Raw genomic sequence first — 20,744 nt, forward strand, 5'->3', positions numbered from 1 at the left:
GGCGTTGCGCCTGCTGATCGCGGCTCCGCTGGCGCTGGCCGCGACGGCGCTCGGCCTGGCTGCCCTGTATGTCCTGACCGCCGTCGTCCTGGCGCTGGTGCCGGTCGGAGGCCGGGCGCAGGCCGTCGCGCCGGGCAACCCGCCCGCCTATGTCTGCGCCACCCTGGCCCACACCGACATCGTGCTGCCGGTGCGCGGCGCGGGGGTCGACTGGGCCGCGGTGTTCCCCGACGCGGCGCCGACCTTCCCCGTGCCCGACCTCCACGTCGCCTTCGGCTGGGGCGACCTGACCTTCTACCGGGAGACACCACGCTGGGCCGACCTCCGCTTCTCCACCGCCATGGCGGCGCTGCTCGGCGGCGGTCCCAGCGCGCTGCACGTCGCCTATGTCATGGACCCCGCCGGCAACCCGTCCTGCACCCGCCTGTCGCTCGATGCGCCGGGGCGGGCGGCGCTGTCCGGCTTCATCCGCGGCACGGCGGTTCTGGACGATGCCGGGCGGGGCATCCTGGCCGCGCCGCCGGGCACCGGCACCCACGAGGCCTTCTACGCCGCGCATGGCCATTACCGGCCCTGGCGTACCTGCAACGTCTGGACCGCTGACGCCCTGGCGACGGCCGGGCTGCCGACCGCGCTGTGGGCGCCCTTCAGCTTCGGGGTGATGTGGCCGCTCGGGTGAGTCCTACTTCCGCCGCTTGCGCTGGCGCGGTTCCGGCGGCTTGGGCACAAAGCCCTCGGCATCACCGTCGGTGACCTTGTCAGCATAGGAGGTGGAGCGGCCCTGATACGGTCCCTGCGCCGTCGAGACGAAGCGGATGGTGTCGCCGAGATCGAACAGCTGGGCGCAGCGGTCCTCGCCCTCGCGGAAGGTCAGGCACAGCTCGTCCTTGTCGTCCGGCACGTGCCAGTAGCCATGGAAGGTGGTGCGGGTGTCGCGGTACCATAGCTGGCCGTCCGCGCCGAAATACTCGGTCCAGGCGTCGCCAGCCTTGGCGGTGTTGGTGTCGATGGCGATGGTGCCGTACAGCGTCTTGTCGGTCAGCCGCTCGGCGATCGCCGGGCCCGGGATCAGCTTGGCGCCATGTTCGCGCAGGGCATCCGCCGTCGGGTCGGGCGGCAGCTCCTTGGAGGCGCAGCCCGCCAGCAGCCCGAACACCACGCTTCCCGCAACGATTGCCAGCCTCATCGCCCAAACTCCCTGCCATCCCCGGGCCGACTCACAGCCCTTTTGCGCGATAATAATACGCCTTTATGCACGGAGTGCGGGAAATCCGCCCCCCTCAGGCCGCTTTCAGCGTCTGGATCGCGGCGACGCCGAGCCACACCGCGACCAGGCACAGTAGCACCGACAGCAGCACATACAGCCCCGCCCGCAGCCAGTCGCCGGCCTGCATCAGCGTCAGCGTCTGCAGGCTGAAGGCGGAGAAGGTGGTGTAGCCGCCGCACAGCCCGACCATGACGAACAGCCGCGCATCCGGCCCGGCCGGAAGCGGCCCGCCCGCCGCGGTCAGCGCGCCGAACAGGCCGATGACGAAGGAGCCGAGGATGTTGATGCCCAGCGTGCCCCAGGGGAAGGTCTCGCCGTAGCGCTCGACGGCGGCGACGGAGCACCAGTACCGTGCCATGCCGCCCAGCGCGCTGCCGGCCGCGACCCAGAGATATGCGCCCACGCGACGATCCCCTTCACCCGTGCTAAACAACGCGGATGAGCCGAATGCCAGACCCCCTAGAGTCCCTGCCGATGATCCGCGCCCGCCATCCTGCCCCCAAGCCGCACGCCGGCGCCACCCCGCGATCGGGAGACCTGTCGTGAGCGGGGTGCAGAGCCTGGCGGTCGGCACCGATGAGGGCGAGCTGCGCCTGGACCGCTGGTTCCGCCAGCGCTTTCCCGGGCTGACCCATGGCAGGCTGGAGAAGCTGCTGCGCACCGGCCAGATCCGGGTCGACGGCAAGCGCGCCAAAGCGGCGCAGCGGCTGGAGGCCGGGCAGACCATCCGCATCCCGCCCTTGGACGACACCGCGACCGAGACGCCGACCCCGCGCGCGCCGCTGCCGCTGAAGCCGGAGAAGGCGCAAGGCCTGGCGGCGGAGCTGAAGCGCGCCATCCTGTTCATGGATGACGACATCATTGCGCTGAACAAGCCGGCCGGGCTGGCGGTGCAGGGCGGCGGCAAGGTCAAGGCGCATGTCGATGGGCTGCTCGACCACCTGCAGTTCGACGCCAAGGAGCGGCCGCGGCTGGTCCACCGGCTGGACCAGGAGACCTCGGGCGTGCTGCTGATCGGCCGCACCGCCAAGGCGACGCGGCGGCTGACCGAGGCCTTCCGCGAGCGCGCCACCCGCAAGGAGTACTGGGCGGTGACGGTCGGCGTGCCGCAGCCGCGCCAGGGCCGCATCGACCTGCCGCTGGCACGGTCGCCCAGCAATGTCGGCCGCGTGGTCGAGGAGGATGACGAGGAGGGCCAGCGCGCCGTCACCGACTTCGCCGTGGTCGAGGCCGCGGCCCAGCATGCCGCCTTCGTGGCGATGTGGCCGGTCACCGGCCGCACCCATCAGCTGCGCCTGCACATGGCTGCGCTGGACACGCCGATCCTGGGCGACGGGAAGTATGGCGGCGCCCGGTCCGAGATCACCGGCGCCGAGCTGCCGCGCCAACTGCACCTGCATGCGCGCCGGCTGGTGCTGCCGCACCCGACCCGCGGCACCATCGACGTCACCGCGCCGCTGTCGCCGCACATGGTGTCGACCTTCCGCTACTTCGATTTCGACGCCAAGGCGAAGCCGGAGGGCCCCGAGGACTGAGCCTTCGCGGAACCGCGGTGGCGGAAAGGCTGTGTATCAGGGGGGGGTCACGTCTCGAAGGAGAGCCCCATGAGCACCGAGACCAGCCGCCAGCCGCGCATCGCCCGGATCTGGCGCGGCCGCACCCGGCCCGAGCGGGCCGATGAATACGAGGCCTACAATTACGAGGTCGGGATCAGGCCGCTGATCGACAAGGCGATGGGCGTGCAGACCTTTCGCGAGGACCGCGAGACCCATTCCGAGTTCATGACGATCTCTTACTGGGAGAGCGTCGAGGCGATGGCGGGCTTCGCGGGCAGCGACCCGACCCGCATCCACCACCTGCCGCGCGACGAGGAGTTCCTGATCGAACTGCCGAAATCCGTGCAGATCCTGCGGCTGCTGACCAGCCACGGCCGCACCGGATCATGACGGGACCGCGGGTGAAAGGCGGGCGCGAGGCCCGCCCCTCACCCTGTCGGATCACTGGGCCCGATTGACCCGGATGGTGAAGTGCTCTTTCCCGTGCCAGATCGTCACCCGGCTGTAGTTGGCGGGCGCGGGGTCTTCGACATAGGGCGGGACGTCGATCGGCGTCACCACGGATGCGCCGGCCTGGGGCGCCGTCGCATGCAGTTCCAGGACTTTCGTCCTTGCGGCTTTGCCCGGGGGGCCGTCCACCAACTCGGCCGTCCATCCGGCCGATGGGGCGACCACGGCCCCCGTCGTCCCCTCCACATGCAGCGACGGGGGTGAGCCCGGCATCACATTCAGCCAGGCGGTGAAGTCCTTCGGATTGACTTTCACCTGGTCGACATCGTTTTTGGGCGGCGTTGCTGCTTCGGTCACCTGCGGTGTCGTGTTGGTCGTCGCCTGAGGCGAGCTGCAACCTGCCAGGGCTGTAATGAAGAACCCCGCTAACAGTACGCTATTGTACTTGGCCATTTGGGCTTCTCCCCTAATATTGGGCGCTATACACGACGTTTATACGTGATCGCCCGGTATTTGGCCAGCCCAGGCGGAGCGGCGAAATGCTCGCTGGTCATGGCCATTCGGCAGGGCACGGGTGATGGCCTTCGGTGGATTTCCCGGGCAGGGATAAATACCTCGATTCCACCAAGCCCAGCCGGATCAGCCGCCGCCTGGGCGACGGCCGATCCAATGGAGACAATTTCGGCGACCAGTGGTTCCATCGGGTCGACAATCGCTACTTGCCCCGGGCCAAGGCCAAGCCGAGGCCGGCGCCGATCAACAGGCTGCCGGAGATCCGGTTGCGCAGCCTCCCGTGGCGGGCCAGCAGGAAACGGGCGCGGCCAGCCAGCACCGCCCAAGTACCGTCGACCGCGAGCGCCAGGATCAGGAACACCGCCGACAGCAGGGCGACCTGCGGCCCCGCCGGCCGGGCCGGGTCGATGAACTGGGAGAAGAAGGCGCCGGTGAACAGCAGCGTCTTCGGGTTGGTCAGCGACACCAGCAGGGCGCGGCCATAGATCCGGCGGGCGGATTTCGGCTGCGGCGCCGTCCGGGTCAGGTCGGCCGGCGGGGCTCGCCACTGCGCCACGCCCAGCCACAGCAGATAGGCGACGCCGATCCAGCGCAGCAGCTCGAACCAGCCGCCGAGCGCACCGAGCAGCTGGGCCATGCCGAGCGCGGCCAGGGCGAGCTGGATCACCATGGCGGAACTGGTGCCGAGCACGGTCAGCAGGCCGTAGCGCGGGCCCCAGGCGACGCTGTTGGCGACGATCAGGGCCACGTTCGGCCCCGGGATCAGCATCAGCAGGGTGACGGCGGCGGTGAAGGCGAGAAGCAGGGTCGGATCGATCATCAAGGCTCTCCGGAAAAAGGCGCCGGCGAGGATCCGAATCAAAAACCCCGCCGGCAGGACGGCGGGGTGTGGGGCTTCGGGCTTGTCAGCCGACGGTCAGGAAGACCGCCGGCGGAACCAGGTCCCGTCCGCCCATGCGACAGCCACCGCCGGGTGAAGCCGGCGTTGTTGGCGCGTCGCGAGGGGACGGTGACAAACCATGGCGACAGCCTAATGGCGCAGGCGGTCAGCCGTCAATCCGGTGTCCAGGGCACGCCGCCGCCATCTCCGCATCCCCTGGCCGTAGACCGGGTTGAAGCGGCAGATCGCGTCGCCCGGCGGCAGCAGCCCGCAGGCGAAGGTTCCGGCAGGGAATCTCGAAGCCCCACCGTGTTTCATCCGTAGCCGGATTGGGCCGCTGGCGACATCATCCGGCAGTTGGCCGGACGATATCCAATCTCATAGAGTTCATTGCTTTGCGGCGATTGCGGGTGCTCTCCAGCCCGCCTCGGTGCCGGCGAGTCCATCGCGCGTCACCGTCGGGTCGCCCGGGCAGATGGAGATCGGGTGGATGACAAGGCAGATCGGCAGGCACGCCGTCGTCGTCGGAGCCGGAATGAGCGGCCTGACGGTCGGGCATGCGCTCGCGAACCATTTCGAGCGGGTCACCCTGTTGGAGCGGGACAGGCTTCCCGCCGGCATCGGGCATCGCGTGGGCACGCCGCAGGACAAGCATCTCCACGCCCTGCTGGCCGGCGGCCAGGGCGCTCTGACCGAGCTCTTCCCCGGGTTCGAGCAGGATCTCGTGGCGGCCGGCGGCGTGCCGATCCGGGTGGCGGGCGACATGCGGGTCGAACAGGTGGGCTACGACCCGTTCCCCCAGCGCGATCTCGGCTGGACCGCCTACACCATGTCGCGGCCGCTGATCGAGTTCCTGGTCCGGCGGTATGCCGAGCAGCGGCCCAACATCGTGCTGCGGCCCGGCTGCCGCGCCACCGAGCTGGTGACCTCGGACGACGGCACGGCGGTGACGGCGGTGCGCTGCGTGACGGCGGAGGGCGCGCAGGAGACCCTGCCGGCGGACCTTGTGGTGGATGCGTCGGCCAGCGGGGCCCTGACCCTGGCGCTGCTGCGGTCGGTCCGCCTGCCGCTGCCCGAGACCTCCACGGTCGGCGTTGGCCGGTTCTATGCCACCACCGTCTTCCAGATCCCCGACGATGCGCCGGACGACTGGAAGCTGGTGATGACCTTCTCCGACCCGCAGGAGAACAGCCGCCGCGGCATGCTGATGCCGCTGGAGGGCAACCGCTGGATGCTGAGCACCGGCGACCAGGATGGCGGCTCGCCCCCCGCCGACTGGGCCGGGGTGCTGGAGTATCTGCAGGGGCTCCGGACCCCGACGATCCACAATGCGGTCAAGGCCCTGCAGCCGCTGGGCGAGGTCCGGCGGCACGTCTTCCAGGAAAGCGTGTGGCATCATTTCGAGCGGCTCGAGACCATGCCGCGCGGTATCCTGCCGGTCGGCGACGCGTTCTGCCGGTTCAACCCGATCTACGGCCAGGGCATGACGCTCGCGGCGCAGGAGGCCTGCCTGCTGGGCGACCTGCTGCCGGCGGCGGCGCTGTCGCCGGACCCGCTGGCCGAGCTGCAGCAGAGCTTCCTGTGCGAGGTCGGCGGCCTGATCGAGGGGCCCTGGGTGATGTCGGCCATCAACGACTACATCTATCCTCGCACCCGCGGCGACCGCCCCGCGGATTTCGCCAATTCGGTCAAGTTCGGCGCCGCGCTGAACCGCCTGGCCGCGCGCGACCCGGCGATCCACAAGCTGGCGGTCGAGGTGCAGCATCTGCTGAAGCCCCGCAGCGCCTACCAGGACCCGGACGTGATGCGCCGGGTGATGGCCGAGATGGCGGCGGCATGACGAGCGATACGGACATGGGACAGGAGAGCGGGATGACGGCTGTGCAGCACCGCATGATCGAGACCAACGGCATCCGCATGCATGTCGCGGAGCAGGGGGAGGGCCCGGCCGTGCTGCTGTGCCACGGCTTTCCCGAATCCTGGTACTCCTGGCGCCATCAGCTGCGGGCGCTGGCCGAGGCCGGGTTCCGGGCGATCGCGCCGGACATGCGCGGCTATGGGCAAACCGACGCGCCGCCGGAGATCGACCGGTATTCGATGTTTCACCTGGTGGGCGACATGGTCGGGCTGCTCGATGCCCTGGGGCTGGAGCGCGCCGCCATCGTCGGCCATGACTGGGGGGCGCCGGTGGCGTGGCACGCGGCGCTGCTGCGCCCCGACCGCTTCCGCGGCGTGGCCGGGCTCAGCGTGCCGTTCCGGCCGCGCCTGGCCGGGGGCGGGCCGCCGACCGCCCGGATGCCACGGCGCGACGACGCGGTGTTCTACCAGCTCTACTTCCAGGACCCCGGCGTCGCCGAGGCGGATCTCGGGCGGGATGTCCGGCGCAGCCTGCTGACCCTGTTCGGCATCCAGTTCCAACGCAACGCCCAGGGGGGAGAGGTGGGCATGGTGCCGCTCGACCGCGGCATGATCGGCAGCGCGCCCGCGCAGCTCGGCCTGCCGCCCTGGCTCGGCGAGGACGACATCGCCTTCTACACGGCGGAATTCGCGCGCAACGGCTTCCGCGGGCCGCTGAACTGGTACCGCAACATCGACCGCAACTGGGAGCTGCTGGCGCCCTACGCCGGGGCGCAGATTGCCTGTCCCGCGCTGTACGTCGCCGGCGACCAGGATCTGGTCGTGCACTTCCCCGGCATGGACCAGATCATCGCCAACCTGTCGCGGCCGGTGCCGCGGCTGACGCGCACGGTCATGCTGCCCGGCTGCGGCCACTGGACCCAGCAGGAGCGGGCGCCGGAGGTCAATGCGGCGCTGATCGCCTTCCTGCGGGGTCTCGAAGCCTAGAAGCGGCTGGTCAGCCGGCCGGCGCCGCCGAGGTCATCCAGCCGACGACGGCGCCGGTCGGGTCGCGGACGATGGCGATGCGGCCGACGCCGGGCACGTCGAAGATGTCGCGCATCAGGGTGGCACCGGCCTGCTGCGCCGCCGCGACTCGGGCGTCGACGTCGTCGACCTCGATGTAGGCGAACCAGTGCGGCGGCACGGCGTCCATGCCCGGCAGGCCCCGCAGGTCGAACACGCCGCCCACCATTCGGCCGCCGATGCTGGCGACCAGGTATTCGCCACCGCCGGCCATCGGCATGGTCTCGAAGCTCCAGCCCAGGGTCTGGGCGTAGAAGTCGCGGGCGGCAGCGGGATCGCGCGTGTTCAGCTCGTTCCAGCAGAAGGTTCCGTGGTCGGGCATGGCCTGTCTCCCTGTGCGGCGGCGGTCGCCGCCTTCCCGTCAGGCTATCACGGTTTCGATGACGATCCGGCGACCGCCGCCGTCGGCCCGGCGGCGACCGGCACCGCCCGGGCCAGGCGCGCCGTGCGCATCCGCTGCAGGTGCTGGTCGGCCAGCACGCCGATCAGGATCACCGTGCCCATCACCGCGAAGTTCAGCGAGGAGGGGATGCCCAGCAGGTTGACCAGGTTCTGCAGCACCTGCAGCAGCACGGTGCCGAGGATGATGCCGAGGATCGAGCCCTCGCCGCCGCGCAGCGAGCAGCCGCCCAGCACCGCCGCGGCGATGGCGTAGAGCTCGTAGAAGTTGCCGTGCGCGGAGGGCTGGATCGAGTTCGTGTAGAACGCGAGGAAGACGGCGGCCAGGCCGGCCAGAAGCCCGCAGATGACATAGGCCGAGGCGATGACGGTGCGGGTGCTGATGCCGGAATAGCGCGCCGCCTCCTCGTTCTTGCCGACCGCGAACAGGTAGCGGCCGAACACCGATCGGTGCAGCACCACCCACATCACCAGCGCCACCACCACCAGCGCCAGGAAGCTGTTGGGGATGCCGAAGCTGCGGCCGGTGGCGAAATCCGCCAGCGTGTCGAAATCGCCGCCATAGCCGAAGCCGACGGTGGCGTCGTCGGTGTAGTAGCGCGCGGCGCCGCGGTAGATCAGCAGGGCGCACAGGGTGACGACGAAGGGCTGGATCCCGACCCGGGCGACCAGGAAGCCATGGATGGCGCCGAACACGCCGCCCATGGCGATGGCGGCGGCCAGGGCCAGCGGCCAGGACCAGCCCCAGTTCACCACCATGTCGACGAAGACGACGCCGATCAGCGCGAACGCCGACCCGACCGACAGCTCGATCCCCCCGGTGATGATCACCAGGCCCTGGCCGATCGAGAACAGGCCGTAGAGGCCGACCAGATTGGCCATGTTCACGAGGTTCACCGTCGAGATGAAGCGCGGCTGCAGCAGCGCCACGATGCAGCCGATCACCAGGATCAGGATCGCGAGCCCCAGTTCCTTCCTCATTTACCCGACGTCCTCCCGGTTCGCGTCTCTATCCGTTTTATTCCCTGTCATTGCCGGGCTCGACCCGGCAATCCAGAAGATGTCGACAACCTCTGGATGCCCGGGTCAAGCCCGGGCATGACAACAAGGGAAAGCCCCTTCACGCCGCCAGCGGCCGGCCGACGGCCAGCTGCATCACGTTCGGCTCGCTGAACTGGTCCCGGCGCAGTGTGCCGCTGATCCGGCCCTCATGCATCACCGCGATGCGGTCGCTGACGCCGATCACCTCCTCCATGTCGCTGGAGATCATCAGGATCGGCACGCCGCGGTCGGCCAGATTGCGCATCAGCTGGTAGATCTCGGATTTGGCGCCGACGTCGATGCCACGGGTCGGCTCGTCGAAGATCAGGAAGCGCGGCTGCATCGCCAGCCATTTCGCCAGCACGATCTTCTGCTGGTTGCCGCCGGACAGCTTCAGCGCGTTGGTCATGACCGACGGGGTGCGGATGCGCAGCTTCTCCCGCTGGGTCTCGGCTTCGCGCAGCTCGGCGCCGCGGCTGATCAGCCCGCGCCGGGCATGGCGGTCGAGGTTGGGCAGGGTCACGTTCTGGGCGATGCTCATCTCGAGCACCAGGCCGCTGCGCTTGCGATCCTCCGGCACCAGGAACACGCCCTGGGCGATGGCGGTGCGGGGCGTGCCGAGCGCCAGCGCCTTGCCGTCGAGCCGGACCTCGCCGGCCAGCATCCGGTCGATGCCGAAGATCGCCCGCGCCAGCTCGGTGCGGCCGGAGCCGACCAAGCCGGCGAAGCCCAGGATCTCGCCGCGCCCGACCGACAGCGTCACCTCGTGGTCGGGATAGGTGGCGGTGCGGACGCCGCGGATCTCGACCGCGTCGGGCTGGGCCGCGACCGCGGGCGGGATGTAGAGCGCCCGCAGGTCGCGCCCGACCATCATCCGCACCATGCGGTCATGGTGGATCTCGTCGCGGTCGAGCGCCCCGACCAGCTGGCCGTCGCGCAGGCAGACCACGCGGTCGGCACAGGCCTCGATCTCGCCCAGGCGGTGGGTGATGAAGATGATGGCGACGCCGGCCGCCCTCAGCTCGCCGATCACGCGCAGCAGGGTCTGCGTCTCGGTCAGGGTCAGGCTCGAGGTCGGCTCGTCCATGATGATGATGCGGGCATCGAGCGACAGCGCCTTGGCGATCTCCACCATCTGGCGCTGGGCGATCGACAGCTCGGCCAGCGGCGTGGCCGGCCCGAAATCGACGCTCAGCCGGTCGAGCAGCCTTTGCGTGTCGGCGTGCAGCCGGGCGGTGTCGATCAGCTTCAGCGGGCCGAAGCGCCGCGGCTCGCGCCCGATGAAGACGTTGGCGGCGACGTCGAGATTGTCGAAGAGGTTCAGCTCCTGGTGCACGAAGGCGATGCCGGCGGCGATCGCCTCCTGCACCGTCAGCGCCGCACGCGGCGTGCCGCCGACGGTGACGGTGCCGGTGGTCGGGGCCTCGACCCCGCCCAGGATCTTCATCAGCGTCGACTTGCCGGCCCCGTTCTCGCCGATCAGCCCGACCACCTCGCCGCGGCCGACGGACAGGCTGACATCCCTCAGCGCCTGCACGCCGGGATAGGTCTTGGAGATTCCCTCCATGGCCAGGACGGCATCGGTCATCTGCTGCTCCCTCGGGGCGACGGTGGCGGCGGAGGCCGGGGCCTCCGCCGCGCCCTGCCTCACTTCTTCAGCAGTTCCTTCATCGTCTTCTGGAAATCGGCGACGTTGCTGCTGTCGATCAGCCGGGTGGGGATGATCTTCAGATGGTCCGCCGGGATGAAGGACTTGTCGCCCTCGATGTACTGGGCCAGCAGCTTCACCGTCTGGTAGCCGAACTCGAAGGGTTGCTGCACCACGGTGCCCTCGATCACGCCCTCCTGCACGCCGCGCAGGGTGACCGGGTCCTCGTCGAAGCCGACGACCTTGATCTTGCCCAGCTTCCCGGCCGCCTTCATGGCGTCGTAGATGATCGGCGTGTTGTAGGAGTAGAGGCCGACCAGCATCGCCAGGTCGTCGTACTTGGTCAGCGTGTCCTCGACATTGCGCTTGGCCTTGGCGAAGTCGATGTCGTCGGTGCGGATGTCGACGATCTCGATCTTGGTGCCGGCGATCGCTTTCTTGATGCCCTCGACTCGCTCGCGGGCGTTGGCGTTGCCCAGCGTGCCGACGAACAGCATGATCTTGCCGCCGTCCGGCAGGGTCTTCTTGATCAGCTCGCCCGCCTGCACGCCGGCGGCGACGTTGTCGGTGCCGATGTACAGGAGCCGGTCGCTCTTCGGCGCGTCGCTGTCGAAGGTGAACAGCGGCACCTGGCCGGCGGCCTTGTTCAGCAGCGCGGTGGAATTGTCCGGATCGACCGGGCTGATGCCGATGCCGGCGACGCCGCGGGCCAACATGTCCTCGACGATCTGGCGCTGCTCCGCGGCGCTGGATTGGCCGGGGATCTTGAACTCGACACTGTAGCCCTTCAGCTCGGACACCGCCTTGTCGGTGCCCTTGTTGGCGATGGTCCAGAAAGAGGACGAGCCGTTGACGACGAAGGCGATGGTCTTGTCGGCCGCCTGGGCCGGCGCCGGACCGATGGCGAAAGCCGCCGCGACGGCGGCCGCCAGGCCCGCCAGAACGAAACGCTTCATTGGGTATCCTCCCGGTCTTTTCGACCATTGAAATGCCCCGTTGGGGCGCATTGTTATTATTATCATACAATTAGGATCATAATGGTTCGGCGGGGTCAAGGGCGCGATCTGCGGTCAGGGAAATCCCCCACGACCGGTCACGCTCCTACGGCCCTCCCAGGGACCGCACCCGCACGAATCGCGCACGCGCAGCGTCGGCGTCAGGCGCAGGGTTTTCGGCTTGGCGGCGGGGTCCTTCAGGCGGCGCATCAGCAGCCGGACCGCGGTCTCGCCGAGTTCCGCGCAAGGCTGCGCCACCACGGTCAACCGCGGGGTGAAGGCGGTGGCCCAGTCGAAATCGTCGAACCCGGCCAGGGCCATGTCCCCGGGCACGCGCAAGGATGCCTCGCGCAGGGCGTGCATGGCGCCGATCGTCATCAGGTTGTTGCCGGTGACGATCGCGTCCGGCCGAGGATCCCGCGCCAGCAGCCCGTGCACTGCCTGCCGCGCCGGCTCCAGCGCCGAATGGCCGATGACGACCAGCGCCGGGTCGAAGGCCAGGCCCGCCTGCTTCAGCCCCGCCTTGTACCCGGCCAGCCGCTCCTGCGTGGTCGACAGGCCGGGCTGGCCGGACACCAGCGCGATGCGGCGGTGGCCGTGGGTCGCCAGATGCGCCACCAGCTCGATCGTCGATCTGCGGTTCTCGACCCCGACCTGGTCGAAATCGGGCGCGACCAGCCGGTCGATCAGCACCGTCGGGATGCCATGGGTGCGGAGATAGCGCAGTGCCGCGCGGTCCGGGTCGGCCGAGGCCGCCAGGATGATGCCGTCGACCCGGCGCTGGTGCAGGGCGCGCACGGTCTGCAACTCCTGCGCCGGATCGTCATGGGTGTCGGACAGGAAGATCATCAGGCCGTGGCGCTTGGCCTCGACCTCGATGCCGCCGACCACCTCGCTGAAATAATGGTTGGTGATGGCCGACAGGGCGATGCCGATCGATTCCGTGGTTGCCCCGGCCAGCGACCGGGCCAGGGTGTTCGGGATGTAGGCGGTCCGGGCCACCGCGTCCTCGACCGCCCGCACCGCCTCCGGGCTGACCTTGCGGGTGCCGTTCAGCACATGCGAGACGGTCGACACCGACACGCCGGCCTGGCGCGCGACATCGGCCATGGTCGAGGCGGGGGCGGTCCGGGATGGGCTGCGGGCCATCGGCGCTTTCTGTGGGTTGGATCTGTGGGGCGGGAGGGCTGGGCGCGAGTCCGGCCCTCCCGCCGTGGTCAGAAGGCGAATTCGCCGACATTCGCCGGGGTGACGATCTCGGCCGGCCCGAGCACCACCTCGCCGCCGTCGCCGACCTTGTACTCGCCCAGCCGGCCGGCGGTGAAGCTGCTGCCCGGCTTGCCGTCCAGCTTGCACTGCGCCAGCGCCTGGGCGGCGTAGTAGGTGAGGTAGCCGAGGTCCTTGACGTTCCACCAGATGTCCTGGGCGGCGCCGCTCTCGATGTATTTCCGGATCAGCGAGGCCGGGGCCAGCCCGGTCAGCTTGATCTTGCCGGTCATCCCCGCCTGTTCCAGCGCCCGCGCCGCCGCCGGCAGGCCGATGCCGGCCGGGACGATGATGCCCTTCAGGTTGGGGAAGGCCTGCGCCAGGGCCAGCGCCTGCTGCTGGTTGACCTGCTCGCTCTCCTCGCCATAGGCGACCTGGACCAGCTTCATCTTGGCGAATTTCGGATCGCCGGCCAGCCGGGCCTTCATGAAGTCGATCCAGGCGTTCTGGTTGGTCGCGGTCGGGGTCGAGGACAGGATGGCGAACTCGCCCTCGCCGCCGATCATCTGGGCCATGCTCTCCAGCATCATCTCGGCCAGGCTGTCGCCCTTGGCCTGGTTCAGGAACAGGGTGCGGGCGGCCGGCGCGACGTCGGAATCATAGGACACCACGCGGATGCCCTGGGCCATCGCCCGCTTCAGCGCCGGGGCCACGGCGTTGGCGTCGTTGCCGGAGATGGCGATCACCTTCACCTGCTGCGACACCAGGTTGTTGATGAACTCGATCTGCGCCTCGGCCGTGGCCTGCGACGGGGCCTGCTGGATAACGGTGCCGCCAATCTCCTTCTGCGCCTCGTCCGCGCCGGTCTTGGCGACCTGGAAATAGGGATCGGTGTCCAGCTTCGGCAGGAAGCCGACGGTGACCGGGCCGGTGGCGCAATCCTGCGCCAGGGCGGCGGGGGCCAGGCTGCCGAGCAGCGCTGCGGCCAGGGCCAGGCGGGTGATACGCGACGTCATGGGATGGTGCCTCCTTGGGTTGCTTGTTGTCGGGTCGTCCCGGCGCTTCGCATGGCGCCGATCATGGGGCCCGCGTCAGAGATCGCTTGAGAATGCGCTGGTATGAGTCGGCTGGTGGTGGTTTCGAGAACCGGAGCGCAGCGGACATCTACGTCCGTGAGCACCGGAAGCGCAGAAACTGCCATCAGACGGCCGTACCAGTAGCATTATCGAGCGATCTCTCGGGTCGAGCGCGGGCGAAGCCGTTCGAACAGGTGTTTCGACGCGTTGCTGAGCAGCAGCGCGCCGATCAGCAGCAGGCCGACGATGGTGCCCTGGGCGTCGCCGCCGATCTGGCTCAGGCCCAGCGCGTTGCGGATCACCGCGATCAGCACCAGCGCCCACAGCACGCCGGTCAGCTTGCCGCGGCCGCCGAACACGCTGACCCCGCCCAGCAGGGCCACGGTGATGATGTCGAGCTCGAACCCCACCGCGTTGTTGGCGCGGGCGTTGGCGAGGCGGGCGGTGAACACGATGCCGGCCAGCGACGAGACCAGGCCGGACAGCACGAACAGCCCCAGCCGCAGCCGCGCCACCCGGATGCCGGAATAAAGCGCGGTGGCGGGGTTGCCGCCCAGCACATAGATCCGCCGCCCGGCCGGAGTGTGCTGCAGCACCACCGCGAAGATCGGGGCCAGCACCAGGAACGGCACGATGGTCCAGGGGAACGGCGTGCCGAGGACGGAGTCGATGCCGAAATCGGTGAAGGAGTCCGGGAAGGTGTTGACCGAGGCGGAGCCGAGGATGATGTAGCCGATGCCCCGGAACATCGCCAAGGTGCCCAGCGTCACCACCAGCGACGGCAGACCGAAGCGCACAACCAGGACGCCGTTGAAGGCGCCCAGCGCCGCGCCGGCCAGCAGCACCAGCGGGATGGCGGCGGGCATCGGCACCCCGGCCTGGACCAGGACGCCGAGGATGACGCTGCTGAGCGCCAGGATGCTGGCGACCGACAGGTCGATCTCACGGGCGATGATCAGCAGCACCATCGGCAGCACGATCAGCGCCTTTTCCGACACGCCGGCCGCCGCCTGGGACAGGTTGAAGCGGGTGGCGAAGTTCGGCACCGCGAGCACGGCGTAGAGGATGACCGCCAGGGTCAGCACCGCCAGGAAGGTCTCCCAGCTGGCAAGGCGGCGAAGCCGGTCGCGCATCACACCGCTCCCTTCAGGCCGCGGCGGGCGATGGTGGCGTCGATCGCCACCGCGGCCAGGATCACCAGCCCGTAGATGCCCTGAAGCCACAGCGGGTCGACCCGCACCAGGGTCAGGCCGTTGTTGATCACCAGCAGCAGCAGGGCGCCCAGCACCGTGCCCAGGATGGTGCCGGCCCCGCCGCGGATGGCGACGCCGCCGACCACCACGGCGGCGATCACCGTCAGCTCGTAGCCCATGGCGACGCGGGCATCGACGGTGGCGTAGCGCGAGGCCCACAGGGCGCCGTCCAGCCCGGCCAGCAGCCCGGCGACGGCAAAGCTGGTCAGCACGCGGCGATGGGTCCTGATGCCGATCAGCGTCGCGCCGTCGGGGTTGGACCCGATGGCGTAGAGCTCACGCCCGGCCGGCAGATGGCGCAGCGCCAGGCCGGCGACCAGCAGGATGGTCACGGCGATGATGACGACGCCGGGTACCCCCAGCAGCCTGGCGCTGGTCATGTCCAGCCACGCCTGGGGCACCTGGTCGGCGCTGATCTGCTTGCCGCCGGCGACGATGCTGTTGAGCCCGCGGAACACCGCCAGCGTGCCCAGCGTCACCACGATCGACGGCACGCCGCCGCGGGTGATCACCAGGCCGTTGACCAGGCCGCAGGCGATGCCGGTGGCGCAGGCCACGCCCAGGCCGGCGGCGATCCCCAGCTCGGGATGCGCCTGCACCACGCTGGCGGCGGCATAGGCGGACAGGCCGATCACCGAGGCGATCGACAGGTCGATGTTGCGGGTGACGATGATCAGCATCTGCGCCACCGCGACGATGATCAGCAGCGCCGCATCCATCGAGATGGCGGTCAGGTTCTCCAGGCTCAGCACCCGCGGGTTGATCACCGCGATCGGCAGCAGGATGGCGGCCATCGCGGCCACCAGGCCCAGCTCCCGCCGCTTGGCGAAGCCGGCGAGGGAGCGGCGGGGCGAGGGGCTGGACGAGGTCGGGGCGGCGATCGGCGTGTCCGGGCGGGGCGGGGGCGCCGCCAGCGCGCCGGTCGCGGCCTGCATCACCCGCTCCTGCGTCGCCTCGGCAGCGGCGAATTCCCCGGCGACGCGGCCCTCGCGCAGCACCACCACGCGGTGGCACATGCCCAGCAGCTCCGGCAGCTCGGACGAGATCAGGATGATCGCCATGCCCTGGCGCGCCAGCTCGGCGATCATGGCGTGCACCTCGGCCTTGGTCTGGACGTCGATGCCCTGGGTCGGTTCGTCCAGGATCAGCAGGCGCGGATGCGTCGCCAGCCATTTCGACAGCACGATCTTCTGCTGGTTGCCACCGGACAGGGTCTTCACCGGCTGGTCCAGGCTGCGATAGCGCAGCTTGAGCTGTTCGACATAAGGCGTGACCAGCGCCCGCTCCTGCGCCGGGGCGATCAGGCCCAGCCTGGTCGTCTGGTCGATCACCGTCAGCGAGGCATTGGTCAGGATGTCGAAATCCATCACCAGGCTCTGGCCGATGCGGTCCTCGGAGACATAGGCGATGCCGGCCGCCATGGCGTCGCGCGGCGAGGCGAAGGCGACCGGGGTGCCGGCCAGCATGACCGTGCCGCGGTCCGGCGCATCGATCCCGAACAGCACGCGGGCGATCTCGGTGCGGCCGCTGCCGACCAGCCCGCCCAGGCCCAGGATCTCGCCGGGGCGGACCGCGAAGCCGATATCCTCGAACACCCCGTCGCGCGACAGCCCGTCGACCGTCAGCAGCGGCTGGCCTGCCGCCGCCGGCAGCTCCGGATACATCATGGTCAGCGATCGACCGACCATCATCTGCACGGCACGGTCGCGCGGCAGGTCTGCCGTCCGCTCGGTGCCGACGAAGCGGCCGTCGCGCAGGATCGTGATGCGGTCGGCGATCTCGTAGATCTCGTCCATGCGGTGGCCGACGAACAGCATGGCGACGCCCTGCTGCTTCAGCCGGGCCACCACCTCGAACAGCCGGCGGACCTCGCGCTGCGACAGCGCCGCTGTCGGCTCGTCCATGATCAGCACGCGCGACCCCAGCGACAGGGCGCGGGCGATCTCGACCAGCTGCTGCTCCGAAGTGCGCAGGCGGCCGAGCGGCAGGTCCGGGCTGCAGTCCAGGCCGATCATGTCAAGCAGCTGCCGCGCCCGGCCGCGCACCGCGGCGTGGTCGACCGCGCCCAGCGCCGTGCGCGGCGTGTGCCCCATGAACACGTTCTCGGCGACGCTGAGATCGGGGAACAGGCCGGGGTGCTGGTGCATCACGGCGATGCCGGCGTGGCGGGCATCGACCGGGGAGGCGAAGGCGGCGGGGCGGCCATCGACCACGACATGGCCGGCATCGGGCCGGTACACCCCGGCCAGCAATTTCACGCAGGTGCTCTTGCCGGCGCCGTTCTCGCCGAGCAGCGCCACGACCTCGCCGGGCCACAGGGAAAAGGAGACGTCGTGCAGCGCCACGGTGCCGCCGAAGGACTTCGATGCGCCGGCCAGGCCGAAGCACTTCCGCGCGCCGACGAGGCCGTCGGACGGCATGGCGGTGACCTGGTTCATCGCACTCGGGGCTCCCTGCCATCGCTTCTTTTGCCCGAGGATGCATGACCGCAAGCGCTTGCGCAAGCGCTTGCGCGAAAGAGCCATCCGGTCGGATGTGTCGATCAGAGCGATGTCAGGCGATGCAGATAGCCCAGCGGGCCGGGGTCACCAGCGCAAGACGCGCTTGCCGGCGAAGTATCCGATCAGGACCACGATCCCGGTCGCCAGCGTGTACCAGGTGGCGACGAACAGCGGGCTGTCGTCCGGGCAATGCGCGGCATAGAAGGTCGCGGCGATGCCGGCGGCCACCAGCCCGGCGATCGCGCCGGCGGCGCCCGGCCGTCGCGGCGCGCCCAGGCGCAGGGCGAGCAGCAGCAGGGTGAGGGGGCCCAGCGCCATCAGCGGGATCAGGGACATGCACCACCGGGCGTTGGTGCCGATCCAGCGCGCGCCCCAGGTCGAGGTCGGCATCACGATCATCTCGGCCACCACGGCGGCGACCAGCAGAGCGGGGGCGGCGATCAGGGCCCAGCGCCAGGCGCCCAGCGGCACGCCCGGCCGCGCCAGGTGCAGGATCAGCCCGGTGGCGGTGACAGCCAGGGTCAGGGTGACCACGAACTTGAAGAGGTAGCGGACGGTGTCCATCGCCTGCATCACATCCGGCCGCACGCCGATGCCGACGAAGAAGATGGCCCCGGCCACGGCGGCGCCGCCGGCCATCGCAGCCGCGACAGCCTTGCCCAGCCGCCAGCGGACGGGCGCGTCCTGCGCCAGGGCGCTGATGAGGTCGTCGGTCTTCACCCGGGTCCACTCCGATACAAAACGGCCAGCGCCTTCAGGGCGCGGTGCAGGGCCACGCGCACGGCGCCTTCGGTCATCTTCAGGCGGGTGGCGGTGTCACGCACGCTGCTGCCCTCCACCGAGATCGACTGCACGATGTCGCGCTGCGGGTCCTTCAGCTGCGCCAGCAGCCGCGCGACGTCGCGCTGCTCCAGGCTGTCCGGCGGCTCTTCCGCCTCCAGCGTGTCGATCACGTCCTCGATCGGCACGTTGACCTGCCGGCCGCGCCGGCGCAGCGCGTCGATCAGCTTGTTGCGCACGATGGTCGAGATCCACGGGCCGATCGGCCGCGTGGCGTCCCAGCTGGCCCGCTTGAGATGGATGGCCAGCAGCACTTCCTGGACGATGTCCTCGGCGTCGCTGCTCGCCGCGCCGAAGCGGTCGCCGCGCCGTCGGGCCAGGGCGCGCAGATAAGGCGTCACGGCCTCCAGGAACAGACGATAGGCGCCGGCATCGCCCGCAATCGCGGCTCGCATCCATGTCGCCCACTGCTCCTCCCGCGACGGATCATTCACGCGTCATCACCCCATACGGCTCCGGCCCCGGATTCGTTACAGATTGGCGGCCCGATATTTATTTGGGCGATCCCAGAATTTTTTCCCCGGCCCTGTAATAACAGCCCCCACGCTGTCGAAGAAGTCGTCACAAGGCCATCGCGGCCAGCGTCTTCTGCGGAACGGACACCATGGATCGTCATTCGCTCCCGCTTCCTTCGACGGCCATTGATCGGGTCCCGGCGCAGCATGCCGGGACGGACACCGCGACGGTGCTGCGGTCGAGCGTCGCAACCCCTGGGAAAGCTCAGGCCTTTCTCCCCGAAAGCTGACGTTTCCGCTACCCATCCATTCATTCGAACCGGATCACCGCGGCGTCGCCTGCTGGCCGACGCAACGCTCGAGCTTTGCCCGCAGGGGCAGGAAAGGATCCAGCAATGGCCATCGACGCCTACGACCTCTCGACCAGCGCCGCCAACCCCGCCGCGACCGCCGCGTTCGAGGAGGCGGTGCACGGTCTCGCTGCCCACCGCCCGTCGACCGGCGCCGCCCTCGGCCGGGCGCTGGCCGCCGATCCGGACCATGTCCCGGCGCTGGCGCTGAAGGGCTTCGCCAATTTGATCCTGGCGCGGGAGGAGCTGGCCGCGCCAGCACGGGACGCCCTGGCGGCGGCCCAGGCGGCCCTGGCGGCCAAGGATGGCGGCACCGCCGACGAGCGGGCGCTGGTCGAGGCGCTCGGCCTCGCCGCCCAGGACCAGTTCAGCCAGGCCGCGGATTGTCTCGACGCCCGCTTCACCGACCGGCCGGCGACCTTCCTGCCGTTCAAGATCGCGCATGCGCTGCGCTTCATGCTGGGCGACGCCAGGGGCATGCTGGCGGCGTCGCAGCGGATGATGGTGCGGTGGTCGGCCGACCGGCCTGCCGCCGGCTTCCTGCTGGGCTGCCACGCCTTCGCGGTCGAGGAACATGGCGCCTACGGCGCTGCCGAGGCCTATGGCCGGCAGGCGGTCAGCCTGCAGCCGGACGACGCCTGGGGCGCCCATGCCGTGTCCCATGTCCATGAGATGCGCGGCGACACCGAAGCCGGCATCGCCTGGCTGGAGGGCAGCCGCGGCAGCTGGTCCCGCTGCAACAATTTCAGCTTCCACATGGCCTGGCACCTGGCGCTGCTGCATCTCGAGCGCGGTGACCACGAGCATGTGCTGCGCCTGTATGACGAAGAGGTCCGGCCGCAGCCGACCGACGATTTCCGCGACATGGCCAATGCGGTGTCGCTGTTGTGGCGGGTGGAGCGGCTGGGCGTCGATGTCGGCGGCCGCTGGGCCGAGATGGCCGAGATCGCCCGCAAGCGCCGGGCCGACACCAGCCTGGTGTTCGCCTCGCTGCACACCCTGATCGCCCTGGTCGCGCTCGGCGACCGGCCGGCGGCGGCGGAGCTGCTGATGGCGCTGCAGGTCCGCGCCCAGGGCGATGGCGACCAGGCCCGGGTGGCGGCCGAGGTCGGCCTGCCCCTGGCCCGCGCCATCGCCGGCATGGGCGCCGAGCGCGGGTCGCTCGACCGCATCRCCGCGTCGGTGCCCCGGCTCGGCGGCAGCAACGCCCAGCGTGACCTGTTCGTCCTGGCCCTGGCCGAAGCCGCCGTCCGGCGCGGCGACCACGGCGCCGTCCAGGCGATCCGCGGCGCCCGTCGCCGCCTGAAGGCCGAGGACCGGCTGATCGAGGCCGTCGATGGCCGCACCCCCTCCAACGCCCGCCTGCGCGCTTTGCGCTGACGGCCGTCGAAT

The 20,744-nt window shown here is 70.0% G+C and carries 20 protein-coding genes; 6 read left to right on the top strand and 14 right to left on the bottom strand.

Going from position 1 to position 20,744, the window contains the following annotated elements:
• Window positions 1-4 precede the first annotated feature (4 nt).
• A complete protein-coding gene (locus AB4112_RS09030; RefSeq protein ID WP_441718726.1) occupies window positions 5-679 on the top strand; it encodes a DUF2459 domain-containing protein in 675 nt (224 codons plus the stop codon).
• Window positions 680-682: 3 nt separating this feature from the next.
• Here the strand turns inward: AB4112_RS09030 and AB4112_RS09035 are convergent, their stop codons facing one another.
• Both AB4112_RS09035 and crcB read right to left on the bottom strand, forming a co-directional pair.
• On the bottom strand, window positions 683-1,186 hold the full coding sequence (locus AB4112_RS09035; protein ID WP_441718729.1) for a hypothetical protein: 504 nt from the start codon (window positions 1,184-1,186) through the stop codon (window positions 683-685).
• A gap of 94 nt (window positions 1,187-1,280) precedes the next feature.
• On the bottom strand, window positions 1,281-1,670 hold the full coding sequence (gene crcB / locus AB4112_RS09040) for a fluoride efflux transporter CrcB (protein ID WP_309791698.1): 390 nt from the start codon (window positions 1,668-1,670) through the stop codon (window positions 1,281-1,283).
• Between the two features lie 139 nt (window positions 1,671-1,809).
• Here crcB and AB4112_RS09045 point away from each other — a divergent pair, with 139 nt between their 5' ends.
• Together AB4112_RS09045 and AB4112_RS09050 are read left to right on the top strand one after the other, a co-directional pair.
• Window positions 1,810-2,802 (top strand): RluA family pseudouridine synthase, encoded by a 993-nt coding sequence (locus AB4112_RS09045; protein WP_441718733.1) that lies wholly within the window; start codon window positions 1,810-1,812, stop codon window positions 2,800-2,802.
• A gap of 69 nt (window positions 2,803-2,871) precedes the next feature.
• Window positions 2,872-3,213 carry an antibiotic biosynthesis monooxygenase family protein gene (locus AB4112_RS09050; protein ID WP_441718736.1) on the top strand — a complete coding sequence of 114 codons (342 nt, stop codon included), beginning with the start codon at window positions 2,872-2,874 and terminating at the stop codon, window positions 3,211-3,213.
• A 51-nt stretch (window positions 3,214-3,264) separates the two neighbouring features.
• Here AB4112_RS09050 and AB4112_RS09055 read toward each other — a convergent pair whose 3' ends face one another.
• Window positions 3,265-3,726, bottom strand: a complete 462-nt coding sequence (locus tag AB4112_RS09055) for a hypothetical protein (protein WP_441718739.1) — start codon at window positions 3,724-3,726, stop codon at window positions 3,265-3,267.
• A 262-nt stretch (window positions 3,727-3,988) separates the two neighbouring features.
• Complete coding sequence (locus tag AB4112_RS09060) at window positions 3,989-4,606, bottom strand: LysE family translocator (protein WP_441718742.1); 618 nt, start codon at window positions 4,604-4,606, stop codon at window positions 3,989-3,991.
• Window positions 4,607-5,156: 550 nt separating this feature from the next.
• On the opposite strand from AB4112_RS09060, the gene AB4112_RS09065 reads away from it, so the two are divergent.
• Window positions 5,157-6,506 carry an FAD-dependent oxidoreductase gene (locus AB4112_RS09065; RefSeq protein ID WP_441718744.1) on the top strand — a complete coding sequence of 450 codons (1,350 nt, stop codon included), beginning with the start codon at window positions 5,157-5,159 and terminating at the stop codon, window positions 6,504-6,506.
• 32 nt (window positions 6,507-6,538) lie between these two features.
• Entirely contained in the window at window positions 6,539-7,510 is a 972-nt protein-coding gene (locus tag AB4112_RS09070) for an alpha/beta fold hydrolase (protein ID WP_441718747.1), read from the top strand.
• A 10-nt stretch (window positions 7,511-7,520) separates the two neighbouring features.
• Here the strand turns inward: AB4112_RS09070 and AB4112_RS09075 are convergent, their stop codons facing one another.
• The 10 genes from AB4112_RS09075 to AB4112_RS09120 form a co-directional block, all read right to left on the bottom strand.
• On the bottom strand, window positions 7,521-7,910 hold the full coding sequence (locus tag AB4112_RS09075) for a VOC family protein (protein WP_309791705.1): 390 nt from the start codon (window positions 7,908-7,910) through the stop codon (window positions 7,521-7,523).
• 47 nt (window positions 7,911-7,957) lie between these two features.
• Window positions 7,958-8,968 carry an ABC transporter permease gene (locus AB4112_RS09080; protein WP_309791706.1) on the bottom strand — a complete coding sequence of 337 codons (1,011 nt, stop codon included), beginning with the start codon at window positions 8,966-8,968 and terminating at the stop codon, window positions 7,958-7,960.
• A 139-nt stretch (window positions 8,969-9,107) separates the two neighbouring features.
• Complete coding sequence (locus AB4112_RS09085; RefSeq protein ID WP_309791707.1) at window positions 9,108-10,616, bottom strand: sugar ABC transporter ATP-binding protein; 1,509 nt, start codon at window positions 10,614-10,616, stop codon at window positions 9,108-9,110.
• 59 nt (window positions 10,617-10,675) lie between these two features.
• Complete coding sequence (locus tag AB4112_RS09090) at window positions 10,676-11,632, bottom strand: sugar-binding protein (RefSeq protein WP_309791709.1); 957 nt, start codon at window positions 11,630-11,632, stop codon at window positions 10,676-10,678.
• 114 nt (window positions 11,633-11,746) lie between these two features.
• The gene (locus AB4112_RS09095) at window positions 11,747-12,820 is read right to left on the bottom strand and encodes a LacI family DNA-binding transcriptional regulator (protein WP_309791711.1); all 1,074 of its coding nucleotides are present in this window, start codon (window positions 12,818-12,820) and stop codon (window positions 11,747-11,749) included.
• A 68-nt stretch (window positions 12,821-12,888) separates the two neighbouring features.
• Window positions 12,889-13,893 carry a rhamnose ABC transporter substrate-binding protein gene (locus AB4112_RS09100; RefSeq protein WP_441718753.1) on the bottom strand — a complete coding sequence of 335 codons (1,005 nt, stop codon included), beginning with the start codon at window positions 13,891-13,893 and terminating at the stop codon, window positions 12,889-12,891.
• 206 nt (window positions 13,894-14,099) lie between these two features.
• A complete protein-coding gene (locus tag AB4112_RS09105) occupies window positions 14,100-15,086 on the bottom strand; it encodes an ABC transporter permease (RefSeq protein WP_441718755.1) in 987 nt (328 codons plus the stop codon).
• Window positions 15,086-17,644: an ATP-binding cassette domain-containing protein gene (locus AB4112_RS09110; protein WP_441718758.1), complete on the bottom strand. Its 2,559-nt coding sequence runs from the start codon at window positions 17,642-17,644 to the stop codon at window positions 15,086-15,088. The genes AB4112_RS09105 and AB4112_RS09110 overlap by 1 nt, the downstream gene beginning before the upstream one ends.
• Before the next feature lie 147 nt (window positions 17,645-17,791).
• Window positions 17,792-18,427 (bottom strand): NrsF family protein, encoded by a 636-nt coding sequence (locus AB4112_RS09115; RefSeq protein ID WP_309791716.1) that lies wholly within the window; start codon window positions 18,425-18,427, stop codon window positions 17,792-17,794.
• Window positions 18,424-18,981 (bottom strand): sigma-70 family RNA polymerase sigma factor, encoded by a 558-nt coding sequence (locus tag AB4112_RS09120; RefSeq protein ID WP_441718761.1) that lies wholly within the window; start codon window positions 18,979-18,981, stop codon window positions 18,424-18,426. The genes AB4112_RS09115 and AB4112_RS09120 overlap by 4 nt, the downstream gene beginning before the upstream one ends.
• A gap of 416 nt (window positions 18,982-19,397) precedes the next feature.
• On the opposite strand from AB4112_RS09120, the gene AB4112_RS09125 reads away from it, so the two are divergent.
• A complete protein-coding gene (locus AB4112_RS09125) occupies window positions 19,398-20,732 on the top strand; it encodes a hypothetical protein (protein WP_441718763.1) in 1,335 nt (444 codons plus the stop codon).
• Window positions 20,733-20,744: the final 12 nt, after the last annotated feature.

This window comes from Inquilinus sp. 2KB_23, assembly GCF_052115705.1.
Lineage (GTDB): Bacteria > Pseudomonadota > Alphaproteobacteria > DSM-16000 > Inquilinaceae > Inquilinus > Inquilinus ginsengisoli_A.